20 protein-coding genes are annotated in these 21,288 nt (G+C 61.8%); 11 read left to right on the forward strand and 9 right to left on the reverse strand.

What is annotated here, in order from left to right; translation table 11 throughout:
* Positions 1-28 precede the first annotated feature (28 nt).
* Genes BMY91_RS17775 through BMY91_RS17790 form a run of 4 tightly spaced genes read right to left on the reverse strand, consistent with a single transcriptional unit; the run spans position 29 to position 2,259 of the window.
* A complete protein-coding gene (locus BMY91_RS17775) occupies positions 29-790 on the reverse strand; it encodes an ABC transporter permease (RefSeq protein ID WP_090824330.1) in 762 nt (253 codons plus the stop codon).
* A complete protein-coding gene (locus BMY91_RS17780) occupies positions 787-1,566 on the reverse strand; it encodes an ABC transporter ATP-binding protein (RefSeq protein ID WP_090824332.1) in 780 nt (259 codons plus the stop codon). Before BMY91_RS17780 ends, BMY91_RS17775 begins: the two co-directional genes overlap by 4 nt.
* Positions 1,563-1,928 (reverse strand): DUF1048 domain-containing protein, encoded by a 366-nt coding sequence (locus tag BMY91_RS17785; protein ID WP_090824334.1) that lies wholly within the window; start codon positions 1,926-1,928, stop codon positions 1,563-1,565. Before BMY91_RS17785 ends, BMY91_RS17780 begins: the two co-directional genes overlap by 4 nt.
* Before the next feature lies 1 nt (position 1,929).
* Positions 1,930-2,259, reverse strand: a complete 330-nt coding sequence (locus BMY91_RS17790) for a PadR family transcriptional regulator (protein WP_090824336.1) — start codon at positions 2,257-2,259, stop codon at positions 1,930-1,932.
* A 139-nt stretch (positions 2,260-2,398) separates the two neighbouring features.
* Between BMY91_RS17790 and BMY91_RS17795 the strand changes: the two genes are divergently transcribed.
* The 3 genes from BMY91_RS17795 to BMY91_RS17805 all read left to right on the forward strand — a co-directional run bounded on the left by BMY91_RS17795 (position 2,399) and on the right by BMY91_RS17805 (position 4,657).
* Positions 2,399-2,869: a GNAT family N-acetyltransferase gene (locus BMY91_RS17795; RefSeq protein WP_090824338.1), complete on the forward strand. Its 471-nt coding sequence runs from the start codon at positions 2,399-2,401 to the stop codon at positions 2,867-2,869.
* A 72-nt stretch (positions 2,870-2,941) separates the two neighbouring features.
* Complete coding sequence (locus tag BMY91_RS17800) at positions 2,942-3,385, forward strand: MarR family winged helix-turn-helix transcriptional regulator (RefSeq protein WP_090824340.1); 444 nt, start codon at positions 2,942-2,944, stop codon at positions 3,383-3,385.
* Between the two features lie 33 nt (positions 3,386-3,418).
* Entirely contained in the window at positions 3,419-4,657 is a 1,239-nt protein-coding gene (locus BMY91_RS17805) for an MFS transporter (RefSeq protein ID WP_090824342.1), read from the forward strand.
* A gap of 55 nt (positions 4,658-4,712) precedes the next feature.
* Here the strand turns inward: BMY91_RS17805 and BMY91_RS17810 are convergent, their stop codons facing one another.
* Positions 4,713-6,182, reverse strand: coding sequence for a sugar porter family MFS transporter (locus BMY91_RS17810; RefSeq protein ID WP_090824344.1), 1,470 nt, complete (start codon positions 6,180-6,182; stop codon positions 4,713-4,715).
* A gap of 415 nt (positions 6,183-6,597) precedes the next feature.
* Here BMY91_RS17810 and BMY91_RS17815 point away from each other — a divergent pair, with 415 nt between their 5' ends.
* The 7 genes from BMY91_RS17815 (at position 6,598) to BMY91_RS17845 (ending at position 14,277) form a co-directional block, all read left to right on the forward strand.
* Complete coding sequence (locus BMY91_RS17815) at positions 6,598-7,281, forward strand: IclR family transcriptional regulator (RefSeq protein WP_090824346.1); 684 nt, start codon at positions 6,598-6,600, stop codon at positions 7,279-7,281.
* The gene (locus tag BMY91_RS17820) at positions 7,278-8,384 is read left to right on the forward strand and encodes an ATP-binding cassette domain-containing protein (protein ID WP_090824348.1); all 1,107 of its coding nucleotides are present in this window, start codon (positions 7,278-7,280) and stop codon (positions 8,382-8,384) included. The genes BMY91_RS17815 and BMY91_RS17820 overlap by 4 nt, the downstream gene beginning before the upstream one ends.
* Positions 8,381-9,031: an ABC transporter permease gene (locus BMY91_RS17825; protein WP_014923069.1), complete on the forward strand. Its 651-nt coding sequence runs from the start codon at positions 8,381-8,383 to the stop codon at positions 9,029-9,031. Before BMY91_RS17820 ends, BMY91_RS17825 begins: the two co-directional genes overlap by 4 nt.
* The gene (locus BMY91_RS17830) at positions 8,992-9,744 is read left to right on the forward strand and encodes an ABC transporter permease (RefSeq protein ID WP_254779949.1); all 753 of its coding nucleotides are present in this window, start codon (positions 8,992-8,994) and stop codon (positions 9,742-9,744) included. The genes BMY91_RS17825 and BMY91_RS17830 overlap by 40 nt, the downstream gene beginning before the upstream one ends.
* Positions 9,745-9,821: 77 nt before the next feature.
* A complete protein-coding gene (locus BMY91_RS17835; RefSeq protein WP_090824350.1) occupies positions 9,822-10,733 on the forward strand; it encodes an ABC transporter substrate-binding protein in 912 nt (303 codons plus the stop codon).
* Positions 10,734-10,774: 41 nt separating this feature from the next.
* Positions 10,775-12,523, forward strand: coding sequence for a urocanate hydratase (locus BMY91_RS17840; RefSeq protein ID WP_090824352.1), 1,749 nt, complete (start codon positions 10,775-10,777; stop codon positions 12,521-12,523).
* Positions 12,524-12,828: 305 nt separating this feature from the next.
* Complete coding sequence (locus BMY91_RS17845; RefSeq protein WP_090824354.1) at positions 12,829-14,277, forward strand: aromatic amino acid lyase; 1,449 nt, start codon at positions 12,829-12,831, stop codon at positions 14,275-14,277.
* 84 nt (positions 14,278-14,361) lie between these two features.
* Here the strand turns inward: BMY91_RS17845 and BMY91_RS17850 are convergent, their stop codons facing one another.
* Both BMY91_RS17850 and rraA read right to left on the reverse strand, forming a co-directional pair.
* A complete protein-coding gene (locus tag BMY91_RS17850) occupies positions 14,362-16,014 on the reverse strand; it encodes an MDR family MFS transporter (RefSeq protein ID WP_090824356.1) in 1,653 nt (550 codons plus the stop codon).
* Between the two features lie 132 nt (positions 16,015-16,146).
* Positions 16,147-16,620: a ribonuclease E activity regulator RraA gene (gene rraA, locus BMY91_RS17855; RefSeq protein WP_090824357.1), complete on the reverse strand. Its 474-nt coding sequence runs from the start codon at positions 16,618-16,620 to the stop codon at positions 16,147-16,149.
* 158 nt (positions 16,621-16,778) lie between these two features.
* Here rraA and BMY91_RS17860 point away from each other — a divergent pair, with 158 nt between their 5' ends.
* Positions 16,779-18,083, forward strand: a complete 1,305-nt coding sequence (locus tag BMY91_RS17860; protein WP_090824359.1) for an MFS transporter — start codon at positions 16,779-16,781, stop codon at positions 18,081-18,083.
* A 2-nt stretch (positions 18,084-18,085) separates the two neighbouring features.
* On the opposite strand, the gene BMY91_RS17865 is transcribed toward BMY91_RS17860, so the two are convergent.
* Both BMY91_RS17865 and BMY91_RS17870 read right to left on the reverse strand, forming a co-directional pair.
* The gene (locus BMY91_RS17865) at positions 18,086-19,273 is read right to left on the reverse strand and encodes an FG-GAP repeat domain-containing protein (RefSeq protein WP_143054085.1); all 1,188 of its coding nucleotides are present in this window, start codon (positions 19,271-19,273) and stop codon (positions 18,086-18,088) included.
* 710 nt (positions 19,274-19,983) lie between these two features.
* Positions 19,984-21,174 carry an FG-GAP-like repeat-containing protein gene (locus BMY91_RS17870; RefSeq protein WP_256212816.1) on the reverse strand — a complete coding sequence of 397 codons (1,191 nt, stop codon included), beginning with the start codon at positions 21,172-21,174 and terminating at the stop codon, positions 19,984-19,986.
* Between the last annotated feature and the right edge of the window lie 114 nt (positions 21,175-21,288).

Raw genomic sequence — 21,288 nt, forward strand, 5'->3', positions numbered from 1 at the left:
TTAGGCCTGTGTCCTTGGCTGATTGACGCTAGGCAATCTGGCGCTTGTAGGCGGCGGTGGCGAAGGCGTAGGAGACAACGAGGATCCCCAGGCACCAGGCCAGGGCCACCCAGATGTCGCTGCCCACCGGACGTTGAGCGAACAGGTCCTGGACGGTATTGACGATGGACGTGACCGGCTGATTTTCAGCGAACCAGCGAACCGGGCCCGGCATGGTCTCCGTAGGGACGAAGGCCGAGCTGATGAACGGCAGGAAGATCAGCGGGTAGGAGAACCCGCCTGCGCCGTCCACGGATTTTGCGGAGAGGCCGGCGATGATGGCGATCCAAGTGAGCGCCAGGTTGAACAGGGCCAGGATTCCCGCAACGGCGAGCCAGTCCAGCACGCTCGCGGAGGTGCGGAATCCCATCAGGAGTGCCACCAGGACGATGATCACCAAGGAAAGCCCATTGGCCACCAGGGACGTCAGGACGTGTGCCCACAACACCGATGATCGTGCGATGGGCATGGACTGGAACCGCTCGAAGATGCCGCTCTGCATGTCCGTGAACAACCGGACAGCCGTATACGCGATGCCGGAAGCGATGGCGATCAGCATGATGCCCGGGAGCAGATAGTTGACGTAGTTATCGGTATCGGTCCTGATGGCGCCGCCGAACACGTAGACGAACAGCAGCATCAGGGCGATCGGGGTGATCGCTGTGGTGATGATGGTGTCCACGCTGCGGAATATGTGCCGCATGGACCGCCCCAGCAGAACAGAGGTGTCTGCGAAGAAATGCGTGCTCATGACCTGTCCTTTACTGACTCGTTGTTACCTGTGCCAACCAGGGCCAGGAAGATGTCCTCCAGGCTCGGTTGTTTCTCGACGTATTCGATCTTGGCTGGCGGCAGCAGTTGCTTGAGCTCTGCAAGAGTGCCATTGGCGATGATGCGGCCCTCATGAAGAATGGCGATGCGGTCCGCGAGTTGCTCGGCTTCGTCGAGGTACTGCGTGGTGAGGAGAACCGTGGTCCCTTCTGTGGCGAGCTTCTTGACGATGTGCCACACTTCCAGGCGGGCTTCGGGGTCCAGGCCAGTAGTCGGCTCGTCCAGGAAGATCACCTTCGGATTGCCAATCAGGCTCATGGCAATGTCCAGCCGGCGTCGCATGCCACCGGAGTAGGTGGCCACTTTTCGGGCGCCGGCATCGGTGAGGCTGAACTGTGCCAGCAATTCATCCGCGATCCGGCCCGGATTCTTGAGGTGGCGCAGCTTCGCCACCAGAATCAGGTTCTCCTTGCCGGTGAGGACCTCGTCCACTGCGGCAAACTGTCCGGTGAGGCTGATGGACTGCCGCACCTGGAGCGACTCCTTGGCAACATCAAAACCCTCGACGACGGCCGCCCCACCGTCCGCCTTGAGTAGCGTGGAGAGGATCTTCACCATGGTGGTTTTGCCAGCTCCATTGGAGCCGAGGAGGGCAAAGATGCTGCCCGATGCTACGTCGAAGTCCACCCCGCGGAGCACATGCAGGTCCTTGTAGGACTTCTCGATGCCCTGAACACGGATTGCGGTTGATGTCATGACTCTGCCTCTTTCGCCTTGTTGACCGCCTTTTCCAGGCGCTCGCGTTCCTTGTCGATCCAGCGCTTTCCGCCGTAGGCCTGTGCGAAGGCCTCGGCGAACTCCACAGGATCTTCGCCGACGATCCCGCTGACGGGTGTGCCGTCCAGGGCGGCGCGTTCCCACAGGTCTGCGAAGTCCGTGAACATCTGGACCATGGTGTCGCCCTCGGTGACGCCGCCGTAGTACATCAGGTACCGGTTGAAGGCGGTTGCCACGGTGAGGTAAGGCTCGGGCAGTGCGTCCAGCCGTGCCTTGGCCTGCTTGTACTGCTTCTTCTGTTCGAGCGATCCGGTGACCAGCTCGATCCATTTTGCTGCCATGTTATTTTCCTTCCGTGCGGAGCTGTTCGAGCCGTTCGGCCAAGAAGCTCCAAGTGGTCCAAAATTCGTCCAGTTCTGTTTTGCCCTGAGCGTTGAGCGTGTACACCTTGCGGGGCGGGCCCTTTTCGGACGGCCGCTTCTCCACGTCCACCAACCCCTTTTGTTCGATCCTGACCAGCAGCGCGTACACGGTGCCTTCAGCGATCTCGGTAAATCCCTGTGCGCGGAGCAGCGTTGTGATCTCGTATCCGTACGCCGCCTTTCCGGTCAGGAGGGCCAGAACGATGCCCTCCAATGTGCCTTTGAGCATCTCCGTCATTTGCTTGCCCATCGGACACCTCCTTCACTACTCGGTATTACTAGCTACCACTACATAGTAGAACTAAGTACCGGTACTTAGCAACACTAAGTTCCAAACAAAATGGCATGCTGGGTTGGTGACTACAGAATCTGGTGCCGCACCCGCGTTGATGACTGCCGCCGTCGAGCCTGGAACTTTCAGCCTTCGGCGCGCCCGCAAGGGTGACCTGCCGCGGATCCTCGCGTTGCTCGCGGACGACCAGTTGGGCGCCGCCCGCGAAAACGCTGACGATCTGGCGCCGTACGAGCGGGCTTTTGACGCGATCGACGGCGACCCGGCGCACCTTCTGGTGGTGGGTGAACTCGACGGCAACGTTGTGGCGACCTTTCAGCTCAGCTACATTCCAGGCCTGTCGCGCAAGGGGTCATGGCGCATGCAGATCGAGGCCGTGCGGGTTTCGAGGGTGCTGCGCGGGCAGGGCGTCGGTGCGCTGATGATCGAGTGGGCCATTGAGCAGGCGCGGGATCGCGGTTGCTCGCTGGTGCAGCTGACCACGGATAAGTCGCGGACTTCTGCGCACCGCCTTTATGAGCGGCTGGGGTTCGTCGCGAGTCACGAGGGCATGAAGCTCGTGTTGTAGTGGGCTTTCCGCTGGGTGCCCGCTGCAGTGCGCCTTGACTATTAGGGTGCCTAACTATTAGGCTACCTAAATATGAACGATACTTTCGATCCCCGCCTCACTGGGCTTGCGCAGGAATTTCGTGAGGCATTGCGTTTGGGTGTCTACATGTTTCGTCGCCTGGACCCGGAGGGTGACCTGACAGCTGCGCAACTGAGCCTGCTCTCCATGGTGTCCGGCGGTGGCCTGCGCGTGGGGGACATCGCCAAAAACCTGGGAATCAAGGTCCCCAGCGCCACCGAGCAGATCATCAAACTCGAGCGCGCTGGCCTTGTGACGCGCCAGGCTGATCCCGACGATTCCCGCGCAGTCCAAGTAGCCATCACCCAAGTTGGGGCCGGCGCTGTCGAGTCCGCCAATCAGCGACGAAACGCCATGGTGGCCGAACTGCTTCAGGGCCTCAGCAAACAGGAGATCGAACACCTCGCCGCGGCGCTCCCCGTGATCGCCAAGCTCAACAACTCATTCCAGAATTAACCAAGAATCAACGCACCGACAAGGAGCCATTGAATGTCACGCCAGCTGGCTGACGCTTCAGCAAGCGCCGAAACAACCATCGAAACCACCCTTGAGGCGGAGAAAGCTTCGCTGCTCAAACAACCCAAAGCGGTGTGGGCCACGGCTCTCGCAGCCGTTTTCGCCTTCATGGGCATCGGTCTGGTGGATCCGATCCTTCCGGCCATCGCCAAGAACCTGGAGGCGTCCACCAGTGAAGTGTCGCTGCTGTTCACCAGCTACTTCCTGGTGACCGCTGTGGCGATGTTGATCAGTGGTTTCGTGTCCTCAAGGATTGGCGGCAAAAAGACGCTGCTGATCGGCTTGGCGATCATCGTGGTGTTCGCCTCGTTGTCCGGTCTCTCCGGCAGTGTTGAGCAGTTGGTGGGCTTCCGTGCAGGGTGGGGGCTTGGCAACGCGCTGTTCGTCGCTACCGCGTTGGCCGTGATTGTGGGTGTGGCCAGCGGTGGAACCGGTACGGCCATCATTCTCTATGAAGCAGCCCTCGGCCTGGGCATCTCTCTGGGCCCGCTGCTCGGCGCCCTGTTGGGTGGCTGGCAGTGGCGTGCGCCGTTCTTCGGAACCGCGGTCCTCATGGCCGCCGCGTTCATCGCCCTGTTGGCACTGCTTCCCAAGACACCAGCCCCGGCCAAAAAGTCCCGGCTCAGGGATCCCCTCCTTGCCCTCGGGCACAAGGGGCTCCGTACCACCGCAGCCAGCGCACTCTTCTATAACTACGGCTTCTTCACCATCCTCGCCTTCACCCCGTTCATCCTCGGCATGGACGCCTACGGAATCGGGGGAGTGTTCTTCGGCTGGGGTGTCGCCGTGGCTGTGTTCTCGGTATTCGTGGCCCCCGTGCTGCAGAAGCGTTTTGGCGCGGTGAAGGTTCTGACAGGCACGCTCGCCGTCCTCATGCTGGACTTGGTAGGGCTGGGACTGGCCGCGGGGCATTCTGTGACGGCCGTCGTCGTGCTTGTCATCGTGGCGGGCGCCCTGCTGGGCATCAACAACACGGTGTACACCGAACTGGCCATGGGCGTCTCTGATTCGCCGCGCCCGGTTGCTTCCGCCGGTTACAACTTCGTCCGGTGGATGGGTGGTGCGCTGGCTCCCTTCGCTGCAGCACAGCTCGGCGAGCACTTCGGCCCGCAGGTGCCGTTCTTCGCCGGTGCAATGGCCATGGTGATCGCCATCCTCGTAGCCCTCGGTGGCCGCAGCTACCTTGCTTCGCACGAGCCCCACCTGGTCTAAAGCAATAGCCCAGAGAACAAACGAGCCCCGCGGTGATCCGCGGGGCTCGTTGGCGTTACTTGGGTTCGTCAGAGGTGACAGGCAGCGGAGCCACCGGTGCTCCCTTGGGGACGAACAGGGTTTCCGCCTGCTCCAGGGACATGCCGTTGGTCTCCGGAACCTTGAACATCACAAAGAAGAACGACGCCGCAGCGAACGCTGCGTACATGGCGTACGTCAGCGGCAGCGAACCAGCCGCCATGATGGGGAAGCTGAGTGTGATGGCAAAGTTGGCGATCCACTGCGCAGCAGCCGCCAGGCCGAGCGCGCGGGCGCGAATGCGGGACGGGAAGATCTCGCCCAGCAGAACCCACACCAGCGGGCCCCAGGAGGCGCCGAAGCTGATGACAAACACGTTTGCTGCAACCAGGGCCACCGGACCCCATGCGCCGGGCAGCGTAATGTCCGAACCCGTTCCTGTGGCCGAGGAGAAGGCCAGTGCCATGGCGCCCAGGGAAACTGCCATGCCAATGGAGCCGGTCAGCAGGATGGGGCGGCGGCCAATGCGATCCACCAGGGCGATGGCCACAAGCGTGACCAGGATGTTGGTGACGGAGGTGGCTACGGAGATCGTCAGGGAGTCTTTTTCCTGGAAGCCGACCGCCTTCCACAATGTGGTGGAGTAGTAGAAGATCACGTTGATGCCGACGAACTGCTGCAGCACGGACAGGATGATGCCGATCCACACCACGGGCAGCAGGCCGAAGCGGTTACCGCGCAAAGAGCCCTTCTTGGTGGAGAGTTTTTCCTGCTGGATGGATTCGCGGATCTCGCGGATATGCCGTTCGATGTCGTCGCCGGGGATGAGTTTGTTGAAGATGGTGCGTGCCTGGTCCTCTTTGCCGTTGAGTACCAGGAAGTGCGGGGACTCGGGCAGGCGGAAGGCGATCCAGCCGTAGACGGCAGCGGGTACGGCGCAGGCGATGAACATCCAACGCCAGGCTTCGATGCCCAGCCACAACGTGCCATCGGCGCCGCCGGCTGAATTAGCCAGCACCGCATCGGAGAGCAGCGCTGCAAAGATACCGGTGGTGATGGCGAGTTGCTGGAGAGATGCCAAGCGGCCACGCACGTGCCTGGGGGAGATCTCGGAAATGTAGGCGGGGGCAATGACGGATGCCAGCCCGATGCCCAGGCCGCCCACCAGGCGCCAGAAGATGAGGTCCCAAACGCTGAACGCAAGGCCCGTTCCAATGGCACTCACCAGGAAGAGCAGCGCACCGATCTTCATGGCGGGGATGCGCCCGTAGCGGTCGGCCACCTTGCCCGCCAGGTAGGCGCCTGCGGCGCAACCCAGCAAGGCGACCGCGACGGCGAAGCCGGTGAGGGCCTCGCTCATGACGAATTCGTCCGCCATTGCGTCCACGGCTCCGTTGACCACAGACGAATCGAAACCGAAGAGGAAGCCACCCACTGCCCCGGCAACGGCCAGGCCGATCACCTTCCGGGAGACTTGGGGCGCGCCTTCGGTGCTGGAACTGGACATGGGACTCCCTTGGGGGATGGTTGTGTGGGATCGCGGTGCGGGACGTCGTCGGCTGTTCCGACGGGACGCCGGTGCACTCGCGCTACACAGTGTGGCACGTCATATCCGCCAAGTTCCAGTCAAGTGATCGACATGACATGCATTCAGGTAATTAACGCAGTAAAGCCTGTCTGGGGGCTGGGAGCTGGCTGGGTGGCCGCTCCGTCAGATGCAGCACCACGAAAATCGGGGCATTTGGCGCAACAAATTGAACGCAACCTTCGACGGCGGCGGCTTGAGCCATGAGCCGTGGCCGAGTTCCGCCGTCGTCACCTTCGACGTAAAACTACGCCAGGCCATTGCCATTTAATGAAACTTGGTTTTTACTGAATGGCAAGAGAGTTGTGATCTGAACCACGGGAAGCGAAGGTGTGTGATGGCTGATTCCTCCACACGGACAGTAGAAAGGGCGCTCGCGCTCTTGGGAGCCGTTTGCGCTGAAGGAGCCATTGCACTGAGCGACGCGGCGAGGGTCGCGGACCTCTCGCCGAGCACCGCCCTTCGCCTTCTCCGCACCCTTGAAGGCAGCGGCTTTGTCTCAAGGGATGATGGCGGAAATTTCCGCCCGGGGGCCAGCATCATCCAGCTGGGTGCACTCGCGCTCGGCAAGGAATCACTGGTCTCGTTGTGCACGCCGGCCATGAAACGCCTCGTCGCAGCAACGCGCGAATCCTGCTATCTGAGCATTCCCGGGGTTGGGGACACGGGAATCTACATCGCGATCGTTGAAGGCACTCATTCGATCAGGCATTCCAGCTGGGTCGGGCGGAGCATCCCGCTCGAAGGCACAGCTTCCGGCCAAGTACTCAAGGGTGAACAGCCCGAGCGTGGCTTTGCCGTGGTGCGCAGCGGTGTGGAGGACGACGTTACGGCCATTGCTGCACCCGTGGTGATGGGAGGACGGACGGTGGCTTCGCTCAGCGTCGTGGTTCCCAGCTACCGCGTGGATGAGCTGAAGGCCCTCAAGATCGGCCAGCAACTGGTGGAGGAAGCTGACAACATCCTCACCCTGACTACCGACAACCATGAGCTACCCCAGGAAAGCATGGAAGCAAAATGATCAAGTTTGAAAATGTCACCAAGGCCTACCCGGACGGTACTGTCGCCGTCGACGGCCTCAACCTGGAAGCCCCAACCGGAAAATTGACCATCCTGGTTGGGCCCTCCGGCTGCGGTAAGACCACCTCCCTGAGGATGATCAACCGCCTGATCGAGCCCACCAGCGGCACCATCTACCTGGACGATCAGCCCACGTCCGGCATGGACGCAGCGTTGCTCCGCCGCCGGATCGGCTACGTCATCCAGCACGCCGGACTCTTCCCGCACAAGACAATCGTGGACAACGTCTCCACCATGCCTGTTCTCCTCGGCGAAAGCCGCCAAAAGGCCCGCACCAAAGCCCTTGAGCTGATGGAGCGGGTGGGCCTCCCGGCGAGCTTCGCCAAGCGATACCCGTGGCAGCTGTCCGGTGGCCAGCAGCAGCGCGTCGGCGTGGCCCGTGCCCTTGCCTCGGATCCTGCCTTCATGCTGATGGATGAGCCCTTCAGCGCGGTGGATCCCGTGGTCCGGGCGCAGCTCCAGGAGGAATTCCTTCGCTTGCAGCGCGAGATCGGCAAGACCATCATCATGGTCACCCACGACATTGACGAGGCCCTTAAGCTCGGTGACCAAGTGGCCGTAATGCGGGTCGGTGGCAAGCTCGCGCAGATGGCCTCTCCTTCCGAGCTGCTCACGGCGCCGGCGGACGAGTTTGTGGCCGACTTTGTTGGCCGGGACCGCGGGTACCGTTCGCTCGGCTTCACCAAGACAGCAGGCACTGTTGCCATCGGCGAAGAGGCTGTGGTCCAGCTTGGTGCCTCGGTGGATGAGGCCCGCGCCAAGGCGTCGGGTGCTTGGGTGTTGGTGGTGGACGGCGGCAGGAAGCCTCTCGGCTGGGCTCAACCGGATCTTCTGGACGGTGAGGTGAAGCGCGGGAACCTGAACCTCAGCGGCATCCCGGCAGCTGCATCCGGGACCATGCGCCAACTGCTCGATGCCGCGCTTTCCTCGCCCAGCCGCCGCGGTGTGGTGGTCAACGAGCACGGCGAGCTGATCGGCACCGTGACTGCCACGGACGTGGTCAAGGCCATCGAAGCCGAACCTCACCTGGAGACGGCACGATGAACTTCGAGTGGCTCGGCCGCCAATTCGACAATATTGTCTTCCTGCTCGGCTGGCACGTCCTGTTGGCCGTCACCCCGCTGATTCTAGGGCTGCTGATCGCACTGCCCCTGGGCTGGTGGGCACACCGGAGCCGCCGTATCTACCCGCTTCTGGTGGGCGTGGCAGGGTTGCTCTACACAGTCCCGTCCCTGGCGCTCTTCGTTTTGCTGCCACTGGTCCTGGGTACCAAAATCCTGGACCCGCTCAACATCGTTGCCGCCCTCACCATCTACACCGTTGCCCTGCTGGTCCGTGTGGTGGCGGATGCGCTGGACTCCGTTCCCGAGGACACCGTCCAAGCGGCAAAGGCCATGGGGTACCGCGGCTATCAGAGCCTCCTGAAAGTTGAACTGCCCGTGGGCGTTCCGGTGATTTGCGCCGGCCTGCGCGTTGCCGCCGTCTCCAATGTGAGTCTCGTTTCCGTCGCTGCGCTGCTGGGTATTCCGCAGCTTGGCTCGCTCTTCACGCAGGGCTTCCAGCTCCGTTTCTACACGCCGATTATCGCGGGCATCGTGCTCTGCGTAGTACTGGCCATGATCCTGGACGGGCTGATCATCCTCATCAACCGGTGGCTGACACCGTGGACCCCCAAGGTGGTGGCATCGTGAACTACTTGTTCGACCCCGCACACTGGAGCGGCGCCGACGGCATCCCAACACTGATCGCCGAGCATCTCCTGTACTCGCTCATCGCCTTGGCCGTAGCTGCCGTCATCGCCGTACCTCTGGGTATCTACATCGGAGTGACAGGCAAAGGCGTGTTCATGATCGCAGGGCTCGCCAACGCCCTCCGGGCTCTTCCCAGCGTTGGCCTCCTGATCCTGTTGGTCCTGCTCATCTCGCCGGCGTTCCCGTCACGCATGGGGTACATCCTGCCGAGCCTCATCGTGCTGGTGCTGCTGGCGGTGCCGCCCATCCTGACCAACACCTATGCCGGCGTACGCGCAGTGGATGCTGCCGCCGTCGACGCCGCCAAAGGCATGGGCTTCCGCACCATGAAGATCCTCACCGATGTTCAGCTGCCGTGCTCCCTTCCGCTGGTTTTGTCCGGTATCCGCAGCGCATTGCTGCAAATCATCTCGACGGCGACTATCGCCGCGTACATTTCGCTCGGCGGCCTGGGCCGCCTCCTGATCGACGGCAAAGCCCAGAATGACTACAGCCAAATGGTTGCTGGCGCAGTCCTCGTCGCATTGCTGGCCCTGTTCTTCGACCAGCTCCTTGCCTTCATCACCCGCCGCGTTGTCTCACCCGGACTGACACGGCGCACCATCAAGTCGGCTCCCGCAGCCGAGCCCGTGAAGACCCCCGTCACGGTCTAGTCACCACCCATTTGCACCTCCACCCACCCCCACCTGGCCGCTGCATGCCCTGCAGCGCCCGTTCCAGGAGAGTTGACATGAAGAAGTACCTCACAGGTTTCACCCTCGCGGCCGTTGCCGCCATCACCCTGAGCGCCTGCGGCGGCGGGGACCCCCTGAGCTCCTCCAACACAGCGGCCGGAGCCTCGGGCGACAGCATCATCGTCGGTTCCGCGGACTTCCCCGAAAGCCAGCTGATCGCCAAGATCTACGCCGAAGCCCTCAAAGCGAAGGGCGTCGAGGTCACCGAGAAGCCGAGCATTGGCAGCCGCGAGGTCACCATCCCGGCGCTCAAGGACGGATCGATTGACCTCATGCCTGAGTACGGCGGAGCGCTCCTGCAGTACCTCGACTCCGCCACCAAGGCTGTTTCCTCTCAGGACGTTGCCAAGGAACTGGCCACCAAGATCCCGGCTGGCCTCACGGTCCTCACGGCGTCCGAAGCGGAGGACAAGGATGTCCTGGCCGTCAAGAAGGACATCGCCGATCAGCACAACCTGAAAACCATCGAGGACCTCCAGCCCGTTGCCAAGGATCTTGTCCTCGGCGGCCCGCCGGAGTGGAAGACCCGCCTCAATGGCGTGGCAGGGCTGAAGTCCGTCTACAACCTTGAGTTCAAGGAATTCTCAGCGCTCGACGCCGGTGGGCCGCTCACGCTGAACGCCCTCCTTTCGGGCCAGGTACAGGTAGCTGACCTGTTCAGTACGGATCCAGCACTGGCGGAGAACAACCTCGTAGCGCTCGAAGACAACAAGAACCTCTTCCTGTCCGAGAACATCGTCCCCGTCATCAACCAGAAGAAGTCCACTGATGCCGTCAAGGAAACGCTGGACAAGGTCTCTGCTGCGCTGACTACTGAGGATCTGATCACGATGAACGGCCGGGTGGCCAAATTTGAGGACATCGGCCAGATCGCCAAGGAATGGCTCAAGACCAAGAACCTGGGCTAAGTCCGCTTGTCCGCGGATTCCCTGCTTTATAGGAGTAAAGAATGACTGCCGATTTCACTTCTGGTGCCCGTCCGGTTAAGGCCGCGCGGGGTACTGAGCTTACTGCCAAGTCGTGGCAGACCGAGGCGCCGTTGCGCATGTTGATGAATAACCTGGATCCGGAGGTCGCTGAGCGTCCTGATGATCTGGTGGTTTATGGTGGCACGGGCCGTGCTGTGCGTTCCTGGGCTGCGTTTGATGCGATTACCCGGACGTTGGAAACCATGGAGAAGGACGAGACCCTGTTGGTTCAGTCGGGCAAGCCGGTGGGTGTGTTCCGCACTCATGAGTGGGCTCCCCGGGTGCTGCTGGCCAACTCGAATCTGGTGGGGGACTGGGCAACGTGGCCTGAGTTCCGCCGGCTCGAGGCTGAGGGTTTGATGATGTACGGCCAGATGACGGCCGGGTCCTGGATCTACATCGGCACCCAGGGCATCCTGCAGGGCACGTACGAGACCTTCGCCGCGGTGGGGAACAAACTCGCTGCCGAGGGCCGTCACCCGGCACCGGCTCCGGCGGGTTCCACCGAGGGCCCGTTGGCGGGGACCCTGACGTTGACGGGTGGGTGTGGTGGCATGGGCGGGGCCCAGCCGCTGGCGGTGACCCTGAACGATGGTGCGTGCTTGATTGTGGACGTGGACGAGACCCGTCTGCGCCGCCGGGCCGGGAAGCGGTACCTGGACGAGGTCGAAACGGACCTTGACGCTGCGATCGCGAAGGTCCAGAAGGCGAAGGATGAGCGTCGTGGCTGGTCCGTGGGGTATGTGGGCAACGCCGCCGAAGTGTTCCCGGAACTGCTGGCCCGCCACAAGGCTGGGGAGATCACTTTTGATGTGGTCACCGACCAGACCACCGCGCATGATCCCCTGTCCTACCTGCCCGAAGGCATCACGGTGGCGGAGTGGCATACCGAGGCTGAGGCGGATCCGGAAGGGTTCACCAAGAAGGCCCAGGCCTCGATGGCCCGCCACGTTCAGGCCATGGTGGAGTTCCAGGACGCCGGGGCTGAGGTGTTCGATTACGGCAACTCCATCCGTGACGAGGCCCGCAAGGGCGGGTACACCCGGGCGTTTGAGTTCCCCGGTTTCGTCCCGGCCTATATCCGTCCGCTGTTCTGTGAGGGCCTCGGCCCGTTCCGTTGGGTGGCCCTGTCCGGGGATCCGGAAGACATCGCCGTGACCGATGCAGCGATCAAGGAGTTGTTCCCGGAGAACAAGCACCTGCACAAGTGGCTCGACGCCGCGGCGGAGCGGGTGGAGTTCGAAGGCTTGCCGGCACGTATTTGCTGGCTCGGGTACGGCGAACGCGCCAAGGCCGGGTTGTTGTTCAACCAGCTCGTGAAGGAGGGCAAGGTCAAGGCCCCGATCGTGATCGGTCGTGACCACCTTGATTCGGGTTCGGTCGCGTCCCCGTACCGGGAGACCGAGGCCATGGCGGATGGTTCGGATGCGATCGCTGACTGGCCGTTGCTGAACGCCCTGATCAACACCTCCTCGGGTGCTACCTGGGTCTCCATCCATCACGGCGGCGGTGTGGGTATTGGCCGGTCACTGCACGCCGGGCAGGTCTCCGTCGCTGACGGCACCGACCTCGCCGCGGAAAAGCTCGAACGGCTGTTGACCAACGACCCCGGCATGGGCGTGATCCGCCACGTCGACGCCGGCTACGACCGCGCCGTCGAAGTCGCCAACGAACGCGGCGTCCGCATCCCCATGAACGAAACCGCGGGTTTGCAGAGGGAAACTCCGTGACTGTGTCCACGAACCCCCAGCCCTGGCACATCTCCAGAGACCCCGAGTCTGAACGGACAGGGCTTGCGCAGGTGGGAAGCGCGCAGGCGGGACGCGTGCCGGCCGGAACTGGTTCACGGGCCGAAACGGCACCGTGCCCAAGGATCCCGGTCCGGCTGCCCCAGAAAACCTGGAACCCTGTCCGCTTCGCTCCGGAAACCGACTAGTTGGCGGGTGTGGTGGTTGTAAGTCTGATGATCCGCAGCCACTACACCTTGCCGCCTGGCAGGGAACATTTAGTCGACGACGGATGAAAGGATCGGTCCATGATCGAGATCGATGGCCGGAACCTGGGCTTGGCAGATATCGCAGCGGTTGCCGACGGTGCTTCCGTCCAACTGGTCCCCGAGGCATTGAAACGCATTGGCGCCTCGCAGGAGTCAGCGGTTGCCACAGCCTCGCGGCGCCCCGTGTACGGCAGATCAACCGGGGTGGGCGCCAACAGGACCGTAGCATTGGCCGAATTCGAAGGGGCCGACACCCACGGCCTGAAACTGCTGCGGAGCCATGCCGTGGATGCCGGCAGGACGCTGGACCGAAGGACAGTCCGGGCCATGTTGGTGGTCCGCCTTTCACAGTTGGCTGCCGGTGGGTCCGGGATCAGCCCAACTATTGCGGTAGCCCTCGCTGAGCTGATCAACTCGGATGTTGTTCCTGAAATCCGGGAGTTCGGCGGCATCGGCACGGCAGATCTACAGGCCCTGGCTGGTACTGCGCTGACGATGCTCGGGGAGCGCGCGCCTTTGGGAGGGGGAAGCCAGGTTCGTCTTTTGCAGAACTGGGCTACCGCCGATGCTTTGCCCTTCATCAGTTCCAGCGCCTTGACCATTGCCCAGGCTGTTCTTGCCCATCAGGATTTAACGAGGCTTCTGGACAACGCTGCGTCTGTTGCCGCATTGTCCTTCGTGGCGATGTCCGGCAACGCCGAAGCCCTCAGCCCGGCAGTGGCCGCGGCGGCGGACACCCCTGCCGTGGCAGAAGCGGCGGACACCCTGCGCGGTTTGGTGGAGGGGAGCGGAGAGCCGGCCCGGATTCAGGATCCATATTGCCTGCGTACGCTCCCACAGATTTTCGGGTCCCAAGTGGAGGAACTCGGGGCCTTGGGTGTTTTGTTGAGCCGTCTGGTGACAGCAGGCAATGAGAACCCCCTGGTCCATGGATCGATGTCCGATGGCACCAACGACGTTTCCCATCACGGACTCTTCCAGATGACCAACCTTTCCCGCCGCGCGGATACGTTGCAGCTGGCCATTGGCGCTGGGTGCGCAACCCATCTTCGAAGGATTGATCTGCTCTGCGACCCCAATTACACGGGCTTGCATCCCTTCTTGGCTGAAGATGCCACCGGCCAGTCCGGAGTCATGATGCTGGAGTACGTGGCCGCGGCCGCAGTCGGACGAATCCGTGCGAATGGTCAGCCGGCAAGCTTGCAGACCGTCGTGTTGTCATTGGGGGCAGAGGAAGACGCAAGCTTCGCCAGCCTGGCCACCGCCCAGTTGCAGTCCACTGCCGAAGCCTTGGCGACTGTCACCGCCGTCGAACTGGTGTGTGCTTCACGTGCCCTGCGTCTCCAGGGGCGACAGCCCGGGGAGTTCAGCAGCTCCCGGTTGCAGGCCATGATGGAGGCTGGATTCAGATTGCCGTCCGGCCTTGTGGACCGCGATCTGCGTGGCGACGTTGAACTGGCTCAAGAGCTCGTCAGGACCGCGCACTAATCTCCGCTGCAGGGCAAAAGAAACGGCAGGCAGTCCGCGGACCGCCTGCCGTTCTTGTGGTGTTCTGTTGGATCGATTCTCCGCCTAGTGTGCCGGCACGGATTCCTTGGCAGCGGCCTTGGGATCCGTCAGTTTCTTGTTGGGCAACGCGAAGCTGATCAGGAATGCAATGATCATCAGCCCTGCAGCGGTAAGCATGACGACGTCGATCGCCTGGGCAAAGCCCTCGGTGATGGGCCTGGTCAGGGTGCTGTTGGCTGAGTGGAGCCAGCTGGTGTCATTCAAGGACTCGTTGTTGGCGCCGTTTTTGAAGAAGTCGAAGAGCTTGGCGTTGGCGGGGTCCGAAGCCACGGCGGGATCCCGCATGACAGCTTGGTAGTCCGGGCTGGCTGCGGCAGTCTTCATGCCGTCGGCGATCTTGTCAGCTGCAGTACTGAACAGCATGGAGATGAACACTGCTGTGCCCACGGCACCACCCATGGAGCGGAAGAATGCCGCCGTGGAGGTTCCCACGCCCATGTCCTTGGGAGGAACGGAAACCTGCATGGCAAGAGTCAAAGGCTGCATGCAGAAGCCCAGGCCGACGCCGAAGAACACGGCAATCAGGCCAGGAACCCACAGTCCGGTGTCGACTCCCAGCACAAGGCCCATGACCGTTGCCGCGGCAGCCAGCACAGCGGTACCCATGATGGGGAAGATCCGGTAGACGCCGGATGAGGAGATGGTGCGTCCTGCCGAGATGGAACCGAAGAGGATGCCCACGGTGAAGGTGATCATCATCAGGCCAGCCTCGGTGGGCGTAAGGCCCTTGACCAGCTGCAGGTACATGGGCAGCATGGCGATGGCGCCGAACATGCCGATGCCAATGATGAAGTTCAGCAGTGACGACAACCCGAACGTCATGTTCTTGAACAGACGCAAAGGAATCAGTGCGTAGTCTCCGGCACGCTTCTCAGCCAGCAGGAAGGCCACAATACCGATGACCCCGAGTCCGTAGCAGAGCCATGACCCGGCGGAAGACCAGCCCCACGTGCGGCCCTGTTCGGCAACCAGCAGCAACGGAACAATGGCCAAGGTGATGGCAGCGGCGCCCCAGTAGTCGATCTTCTGCTTCACGTGCCGGGCCGGAAGATGCAGGTACATAAAGACCACCACAAGGGCGGCGAGCCCGATGGGCAAGTTGATGAAGAAGACCCAGCGCCAGCCGTCGAAGCCGAGAATGTTGGCTGAACCGGCAAATGCGCCGCCAATGACCGGCCCGAGGACGGAGGAGATGCCGAATACGGACATGAAATAGCCCTGGTACTTGGCCCTGTCCTTCAGAGCCACAATGTCACCGATGATGGTGAGCGCCAACGCCAGCAAGCCACCGGCTCCGAGGCCCTGGATGCCGCGGGCAATGGCGAGTTCGGTCATGGAATGGACCGATCCGGCATACAGCGAGCCGGCCAGGAAGATCACAATGGCCACCAAGTACAGCGGGCGTCGTCCGAAGATGTCGCTGAGTTTGCCGTACAGCGGGGTGCTCACGGTCGATGTGATGAGGTAAGCGGTGGTGGCCCAGGCTTGGAGCGAAAGGCCGTCGAGGTCGTTGGCGATGGTGTAGATGGACGTGGACACAATGGTCTGGTCCAGCGAGGACAGGAACATGCCGAGCATGAGTCCCACCATGACGGTGAGGGTCTGACGATGCGTCAGAACCTCACCGGCGGCCCGAACGGGCGTGGTTTTGGACATATCTTCTCCAGAGGTGGCAGAAAAGTGGATTAAGCAGGATAGTTGCTTTCAGTAACTATCTTACTGCCCGGTTGATTCCCGGCGGGAGAATATTTCTTCCACTTTCCGTCTAAGTCGTCTCCGACGGAAGGGTCAGCGCTCCACCAGGATCCCGTCCGGGTCGCAGTAGATCATCACTCCGGGTTGGATGCGGACGCGATCGATCACCAGCTGAACGTCCACTTCACCGACGCCGGTCTTGGCGCTCTTCTTGGGGTTGCTGCCCAGGGCCTTGACGCCCAGCGGTAGCCGGGCAATGGCCTCACGGTCCCGGATAGCTCCGTTGATCACCACGCCCGACCAGCCATTGGCCACCGCGCTTTCGGCAATCATGTCTCCCATCAGGGCAGTCCGCAGGGATGCCTGCCCGTCAATGACCAGAACGGCTCCCTCGCCGGGAGTGTTCAGGACAGTCTTCACCAGCGCGTTGTCTTCAAAGCACCGTATGGTCCGGACGGGTCCACTGAAGTGCGTAGTGCCGCCCAGGTTCTGGAATTGGACGGCTATGGACTCCAATTCATCGCCGCGTTCGTCGTAGAGATCGGCGGTGTTTATTTGCTCGCTCACAGTGCTTCTCCTCTGTCGGTTTGAGGCCACACTAACGCGTGCGTCAGGGCCACGGCAGCGTGTGCTGAGGCTTATGTGTATAAACGGTCGGACGGCGGTTCAGTGTCGCTCCGCCACGCTAGGCTGAATCCAAACAATGAAAATAGGGGGAACCTGCCATGAGCCTGTCCGACCTGCCGGGTCCGGTGCCGGATCCTGCTGTCGTCCGTGGCGGCACTGCCACGGCACTCGCTGAGCCAGTTACCCGTGTACGGCCGATCTGGGTCACCGGCGTAGTACTGGTCAACCTGGGCATCAACGCAGCATTCTTTGGTCCCCTGCAAGTGCTGTTGGGCCAGCAGGCAGCTCATTTCGACGAAGGGCAGAAGGAAGCGATCCTGGCTTTGGTCACTGGCTGTGGCGCCGCCGTTTCCATGGTGGCAAATCCCCTGTTCGGCGCCTTCAGTGATCGCACCACCTCCCGGTTTGGACGGCGCGTTCCCTGGGTCCTGATGGGCGCAATCCTTGGAGCTGTTGCCATGGTTGCCCTGGCCGGCGCCCCCAACGTAGCCGTGATGACTGTGCTGTGGTGCCTCGTCCAGGCCGGAGCCAACGCCATGTACGCCGCTATCACGGCGGCAATCCCTGACCGCGTTCCCGTACAACAGCGGGGAACCGTGGGCGGTCTCGCAGCGATGGGCCAGACCGTCGGCATTCTCATCGGCGCAATCATCGCCGCCGTCGTTGCCGGAAATTTCGCAGCGGGTTACTGGCTGTGCGCCGCTGCGCTGCTCGCCGGCGTCGTGCTTTATCTGTTCAAGAACGACGACCAACAGCTGGTTTCCAGCGAACGTCCTCCGTTCAACTTGGCGGAGTTCCTCAAGGGTTTTTGGGTTTCGCCCAAACGGTACCCGGACTTTGCATGGGCTTGGCTGACACGGCTTTTGGTAAGTACGGGCAACCACATGGTCACTCTGTATCTGCTTTTCTTCCTCAGCGACGCCGTCCGTCTAAAGGAGACTGAAGGCATCGACCCCTCGTTCGGGGTGCTCATTCTTACCGGGCTGTACGCCGTCACCGTGATCATCACCAGTGTTCTGGGCGGGCGGCTAAGCGACAAAATGGGCAAGCGAAAGCCGCTGGTGATTGCTTCGTCCGTCATCATCGCTGTGGCGTCCTTGATCCTGGCCTTTGCGCCTACGTGGATCGGTGGACTTGCCGGCGCTGTGGTGCTGGGGATCGGGTTCGGAGCCTACCTCGCCGTGGACTTCGCGCTGATCACGCAAGTCCTTCCCACCGGGCTGGATCGGGGCAGGGACCTGGGTGTCATCAATATCGCCAATTCCCTGCCGCAGGTGATCGCACCCCTGATTGCCGCCCCGTTTGTCACACTATGGGGCGGCTACGTCTCCCTGTACGTAGCCGCCGCAGTGATTGGGCTGCTGGGCGCTGTGTTCGTGGTGAAGATCAAGAGCGTCGATTAGGCCTAGAACACGGCAGTGAAGCCACCCCAGCCCCAGCCGACGACGGAGGACCCTCTCCAGCCACCGGCCCCGTTTCCGTAGTACATGTGCATTCGGCCGGAATAGTCGATGCCATAAACGTCCTGGTGACCGTCTGCGTTGAAATCGCCGGCGGCTCCAACTCTGGCCATGACCTGCCACCCAACACCGATGACCTGGCGTTGATCGATCTTGTCACCATTCAGCCGGTAGCTGTAGAGCAGTCCGGAGGGTGTTCGGCCCATCAGGTCCTCGACGCCATCGCCGTTGAAGTCGCCGGCAGGGAAGACTGTGTTGAACATGTTCCAGCCAGTTCCCACCGGGTACCCTCCGTAAGTCAGGCCACCACCGCTGTAACTGGCGAAATGCCAGAGAGTTCCGTTGGCGTCGCGGCCGTAGATGCCGCTGTGACCACCGTCGATGGTCGTGCTGGTGGCCGAGAAAACGGTGTTGAAGACATTCCAGCCAGTGCCGATTTGCCGCTGCTGCAGCCAGCCGCCTTGGCCGTTTCCCGGGTATAGGATTAGGCGGCCCGCGGCGTCCCTGGCCACGACATCGTTCTTGCCATCGCGGTCAAGATCGCCTGCCTTGAATATGGACGTCATCTCAGACCATCCCTGCCCGATCGCCCGCGGCGCCTGCCATCCGCCCTGAACTGATGTGGGGTACAGGCTTAGTATTCCGGACCGGTCGCGGGTCAGGACATCCGTCGTTCCATCGCCATCGAAACCACTGGACCAGTGGGAGTCCTTGATATTTTCCTTCCATTCGCTGGTTACCAGCCGCAAGGTGTCCCAGCCAGAGGAAACGGTGACCTCGGCGGCGACGTAGTGCTCGGAGTAGCCGTGCGCTTGGTCCTGTGGGGTTGGCCGATACGTCGCGCCGCCCGGGCGCTCCGCATACGGAGGTCCTACCCAACGGTGTTTGACAACTGCGGTAGCCCCAGACGGAACAGCAACTTCGGCAAGGCTGAAGTCAGTTCGGAGAATAGAACCAACTGCTCCTTCGCCCAGTACTTTCGGCCGACGTGGCTGAATGATGGGCCCCACCGCTTTTGAAACAATCGCTGTGGGCAGGTAGTCGGATGCATACACCACTGCTCTGAAGGAAATCAGCGAGCCAACGTCAAACGAGGAAAAGTCATAGTCATAGGTCTCTCGTTCGTGGTCCACGCCATCACGCACCCACTGATAGTCAGCATGTGATACTCCCCCTTTCCACGAGCCAAGGTTGGCTCTCGCCCAAATACCGGTTTCGGGGGAACCCTCAACGTAAGCGGGGGTTAGGTTAACATTTGACTGAAGTCTCAGGGCTGGGTTAGTGACGTCAAAAGCAGCTTTAGGAAAGTCATCCGTTGCCGGTGAGCTGGCTCCGAATTTCTTTGGCCGTATCGTGGCGTTTGAACCGTCGGCGAAGTAAACGGTGGCTTCCCGCAGTGTGTACTTTCCTTCTGCGTCGCTTGCCTGGACAGAACGCACCGCAGACCCGGACACCTGTGGTTCTCGCCAACAGGCTGCTTCCAAGATAGGAATCTTTCAGTCACTTGCGATGCATCGACCAGCACTATTTGCACACGGGTCGCCGGACGAGCAACCGTGAAGTTCATGCGCATCTCGCCTGAGACCGGAATTGGGGCAGTGGTTGCTGCTGCCATGCTCAGGAAAGCCGGATCGGGTGGCCAAACGTAGGATTCCACGGCTAACGATTGAGCCTCTGACGGTAATGCCACAGCCGCCGGGCTGTGCAGAAGAAGGCCTGCCAGCATGGCCGTTAGTACTGCTGCCAGAATACGCAGATGGCGGCCTGGGGATAGGGTTGAATACTTCGTCATGTCCGGGTCTCCTCAAGATAAGCAAATGTTTCCGGCCCGGTAGGATTCGGCCTAGAAGACGGCGGTGAATCCGCCCCAGCCCCAGCCGACCGTTGGGGAGCCCTTCCAACGGAAACCGGCGATGCCCCGCTGCCGGAAGCCTGACGTGTCGCCCAAATACATGGTGAGTCGTCCGCTACGGTCGATTCCGTAGACGTCGGAATCTCCGTCTCCGTTGAAGTCACCGGCCATGCCGAAGCGCGCCATGGAATCCCAACCCCAGCCGATGGTTCCGGCGTAGCTTCCGGGGACGCCGTACTCTTCAAAATAGCCATTGCGATTGGAGGTGCGCGCTTGAAGGTCGCCCCAGAATGACTTGGACAACGTAACAACGCTGGAATAGCCGAGGAAATGACCGGCCCCTACGGAGTCCATACCCTGCCATCCCTGGCCTATCCAGCGAGACGAGAGCCATCCGCCGCGACCGTTTCCCGGATAGAGGAACAGGTTGCCTGCGTTGTCTACGGCAAGGATGTCGTTGCTGCCGTCACCGTTGAAATCTCCGGCTGCACTTAGCTCCCTGAAGCCTTGCCACCCCTGGCCTATCTGGAGTGCCTTCTTCCAGCCACCAGAACCGTTTCCTTGGTACAGGAAGAGGCGTCCCTGACCGTCACGGGCCAGAACATCCACCGTGCCGTCGCCGTCGAAGTCACCAGGTGAGACCAACAGGGTGAAGTTGTTCCAACCCCACCCGATCACCTGGGTTGGCTGCCAGTTACCGCGCCCGTCGGTGGGGTACAGCAGGAGTCGGCCCGAGGCGTCGCGCGCAAAGATGTCCAGGGTACCGTCGCCGTTGAATCCGCGGGCGCGGGGAGCTGCCGCGATGCGCAGCGGGTGGGAGGCTTGAACCGTCGTTGTGGAGTCCGCGTCATAGGTGATCGTGACGGAAGCGGCTACGACTCGACCCAAGTCAGCTGACGTTGCGCGGTATGTAGTTCCAATTGCGCCAGGGATTACAGCTCCGTCACGTGTCCAAGCGAATGAAACGGCCGGAGTCCCTCCCTCGGGTGACACGTGGGCAAATGTGTTTGAGATGTCCATTACCAGCAGGCCTCCGACGGTTGCATCGCCGCCCAGTTGGGGTTGGCTGCTGACATAGACCAAGCGCGCAGGCACTCCAATCGCAGGCACAGAGGCCTCCGCAGGCAGCGCCGAGGCGACGAGCAGAGCTGCCACCACGGACGCGGCAAGGACTGAAAACAAGCGCCGTCGCTTGCGCGCAACGGTAGGCAAAGGAGTGCTGGTCTCCAAAGGTTTCCTCCAGGAAAGAGGCTGCCTGATTCGGGCAGCTGTAGATAAATTGGGAAATTCTCCTGC

The organism is Arthrobacter sp. yr096, assembly GCF_900108925.1.
Classification (GTDB): domain Bacteria; phylum Actinomycetota; class Actinomycetes; order Actinomycetales; family Micrococcaceae; genus Arthrobacter.

Bases quoted from the DNA above. Each gene is read 5' to 3' on its own strand.
- BMY91_RS17775 (WP_090824330.1), bottom strand. From the start codon at position 790: ATGAGCACGCATTTCTTCGCAGACACCTCTGTTCTGCTGGGGCGGTCC.
- BMY91_RS17780 (WP_090824332.1), bottom strand. From the start codon at position 1,566: ATGACATCAACCGCAATCCGTGTTCAGGGCATCGAGAAGTCCTACAAG.
- BMY91_RS17785 (WP_090824334.1), bottom strand. From the start codon at position 1,928: ATGGCAGCAAAATGGATCGAGCTGGTCACCGGATCGCTCGAACAGAAG.
- BMY91_RS17790 (WP_090824336.1), bottom strand. From the start codon at position 2,259: ATGGGCAAGCAAATGACGGAGATGCTCAAAGGCACATTGGAGGGCATC.
- BMY91_RS17795 (WP_090824338.1), top strand. From the start codon at position 2,399: ATGACTGCCGCCGTCGAGCCTGGAACTTTCAGCCTTCGGCGCGCCCGC.
- BMY91_RS17800 (WP_090824340.1), top strand. From the start codon at position 2,942: ATGAACGATACTTTCGATCCCCGCCTCACTGGGCTTGCGCAGGAATTT.
- BMY91_RS17805 (WP_090824342.1), top strand. From the start codon at position 3,419: ATGTCACGCCAGCTGGCTGACGCTTCAGCAAGCGCCGAAACAACCATC.
- BMY91_RS17810 (WP_090824344.1), bottom strand. From the start codon at position 6,182: ATGTCCAGTTCCAGCACCGAAGGCGCGCCCCAAGTCTCCCGGAAGGTG.
- BMY91_RS17815 (WP_090824346.1), top strand. From the start codon at position 6,598: ATGGCTGATTCCTCCACACGGACAGTAGAAAGGGCGCTCGCGCTCTTG.
- BMY91_RS17820 (WP_090824348.1), top strand. From the start codon at position 7,278: ATGATCAAGTTTGAAAATGTCACCAAGGCCTACCCGGACGGTACTGTC.
- BMY91_RS17825 (WP_014923069.1), top strand. From the start codon at position 8,381: ATGAACTTCGAGTGGCTCGGCCGCCAATTCGACAATATTGTCTTCCTG.
- BMY91_RS17835 (WP_090824350.1), top strand. From the start codon at position 9,822: ATGAAGAAGTACCTCACAGGTTTCACCCTCGCGGCCGTTGCCGCCATC.
- BMY91_RS17840 (WP_090824352.1), top strand. From the start codon at position 10,775: ATGACTGCCGATTTCACTTCTGGTGCCCGTCCGGTTAAGGCCGCGCGG.
- BMY91_RS17845 (WP_090824354.1), top strand. From the start codon at position 12,829: ATGATCGAGATCGATGGCCGGAACCTGGGCTTGGCAGATATCGCAGCG.
- BMY91_RS17850 (WP_090824356.1), bottom strand. From the start codon at position 16,014: ATGTCCAAAACCACGCCCGTTCGGGCCGCCGGTGAGGTTCTGACGCAT.
- BMY91_RS17860 (WP_090824359.1), top strand. From the start codon at position 16,779: ATGAGCCTGTCCGACCTGCCGGGTCCGGTGCCGGATCCTGCTGTCGTC.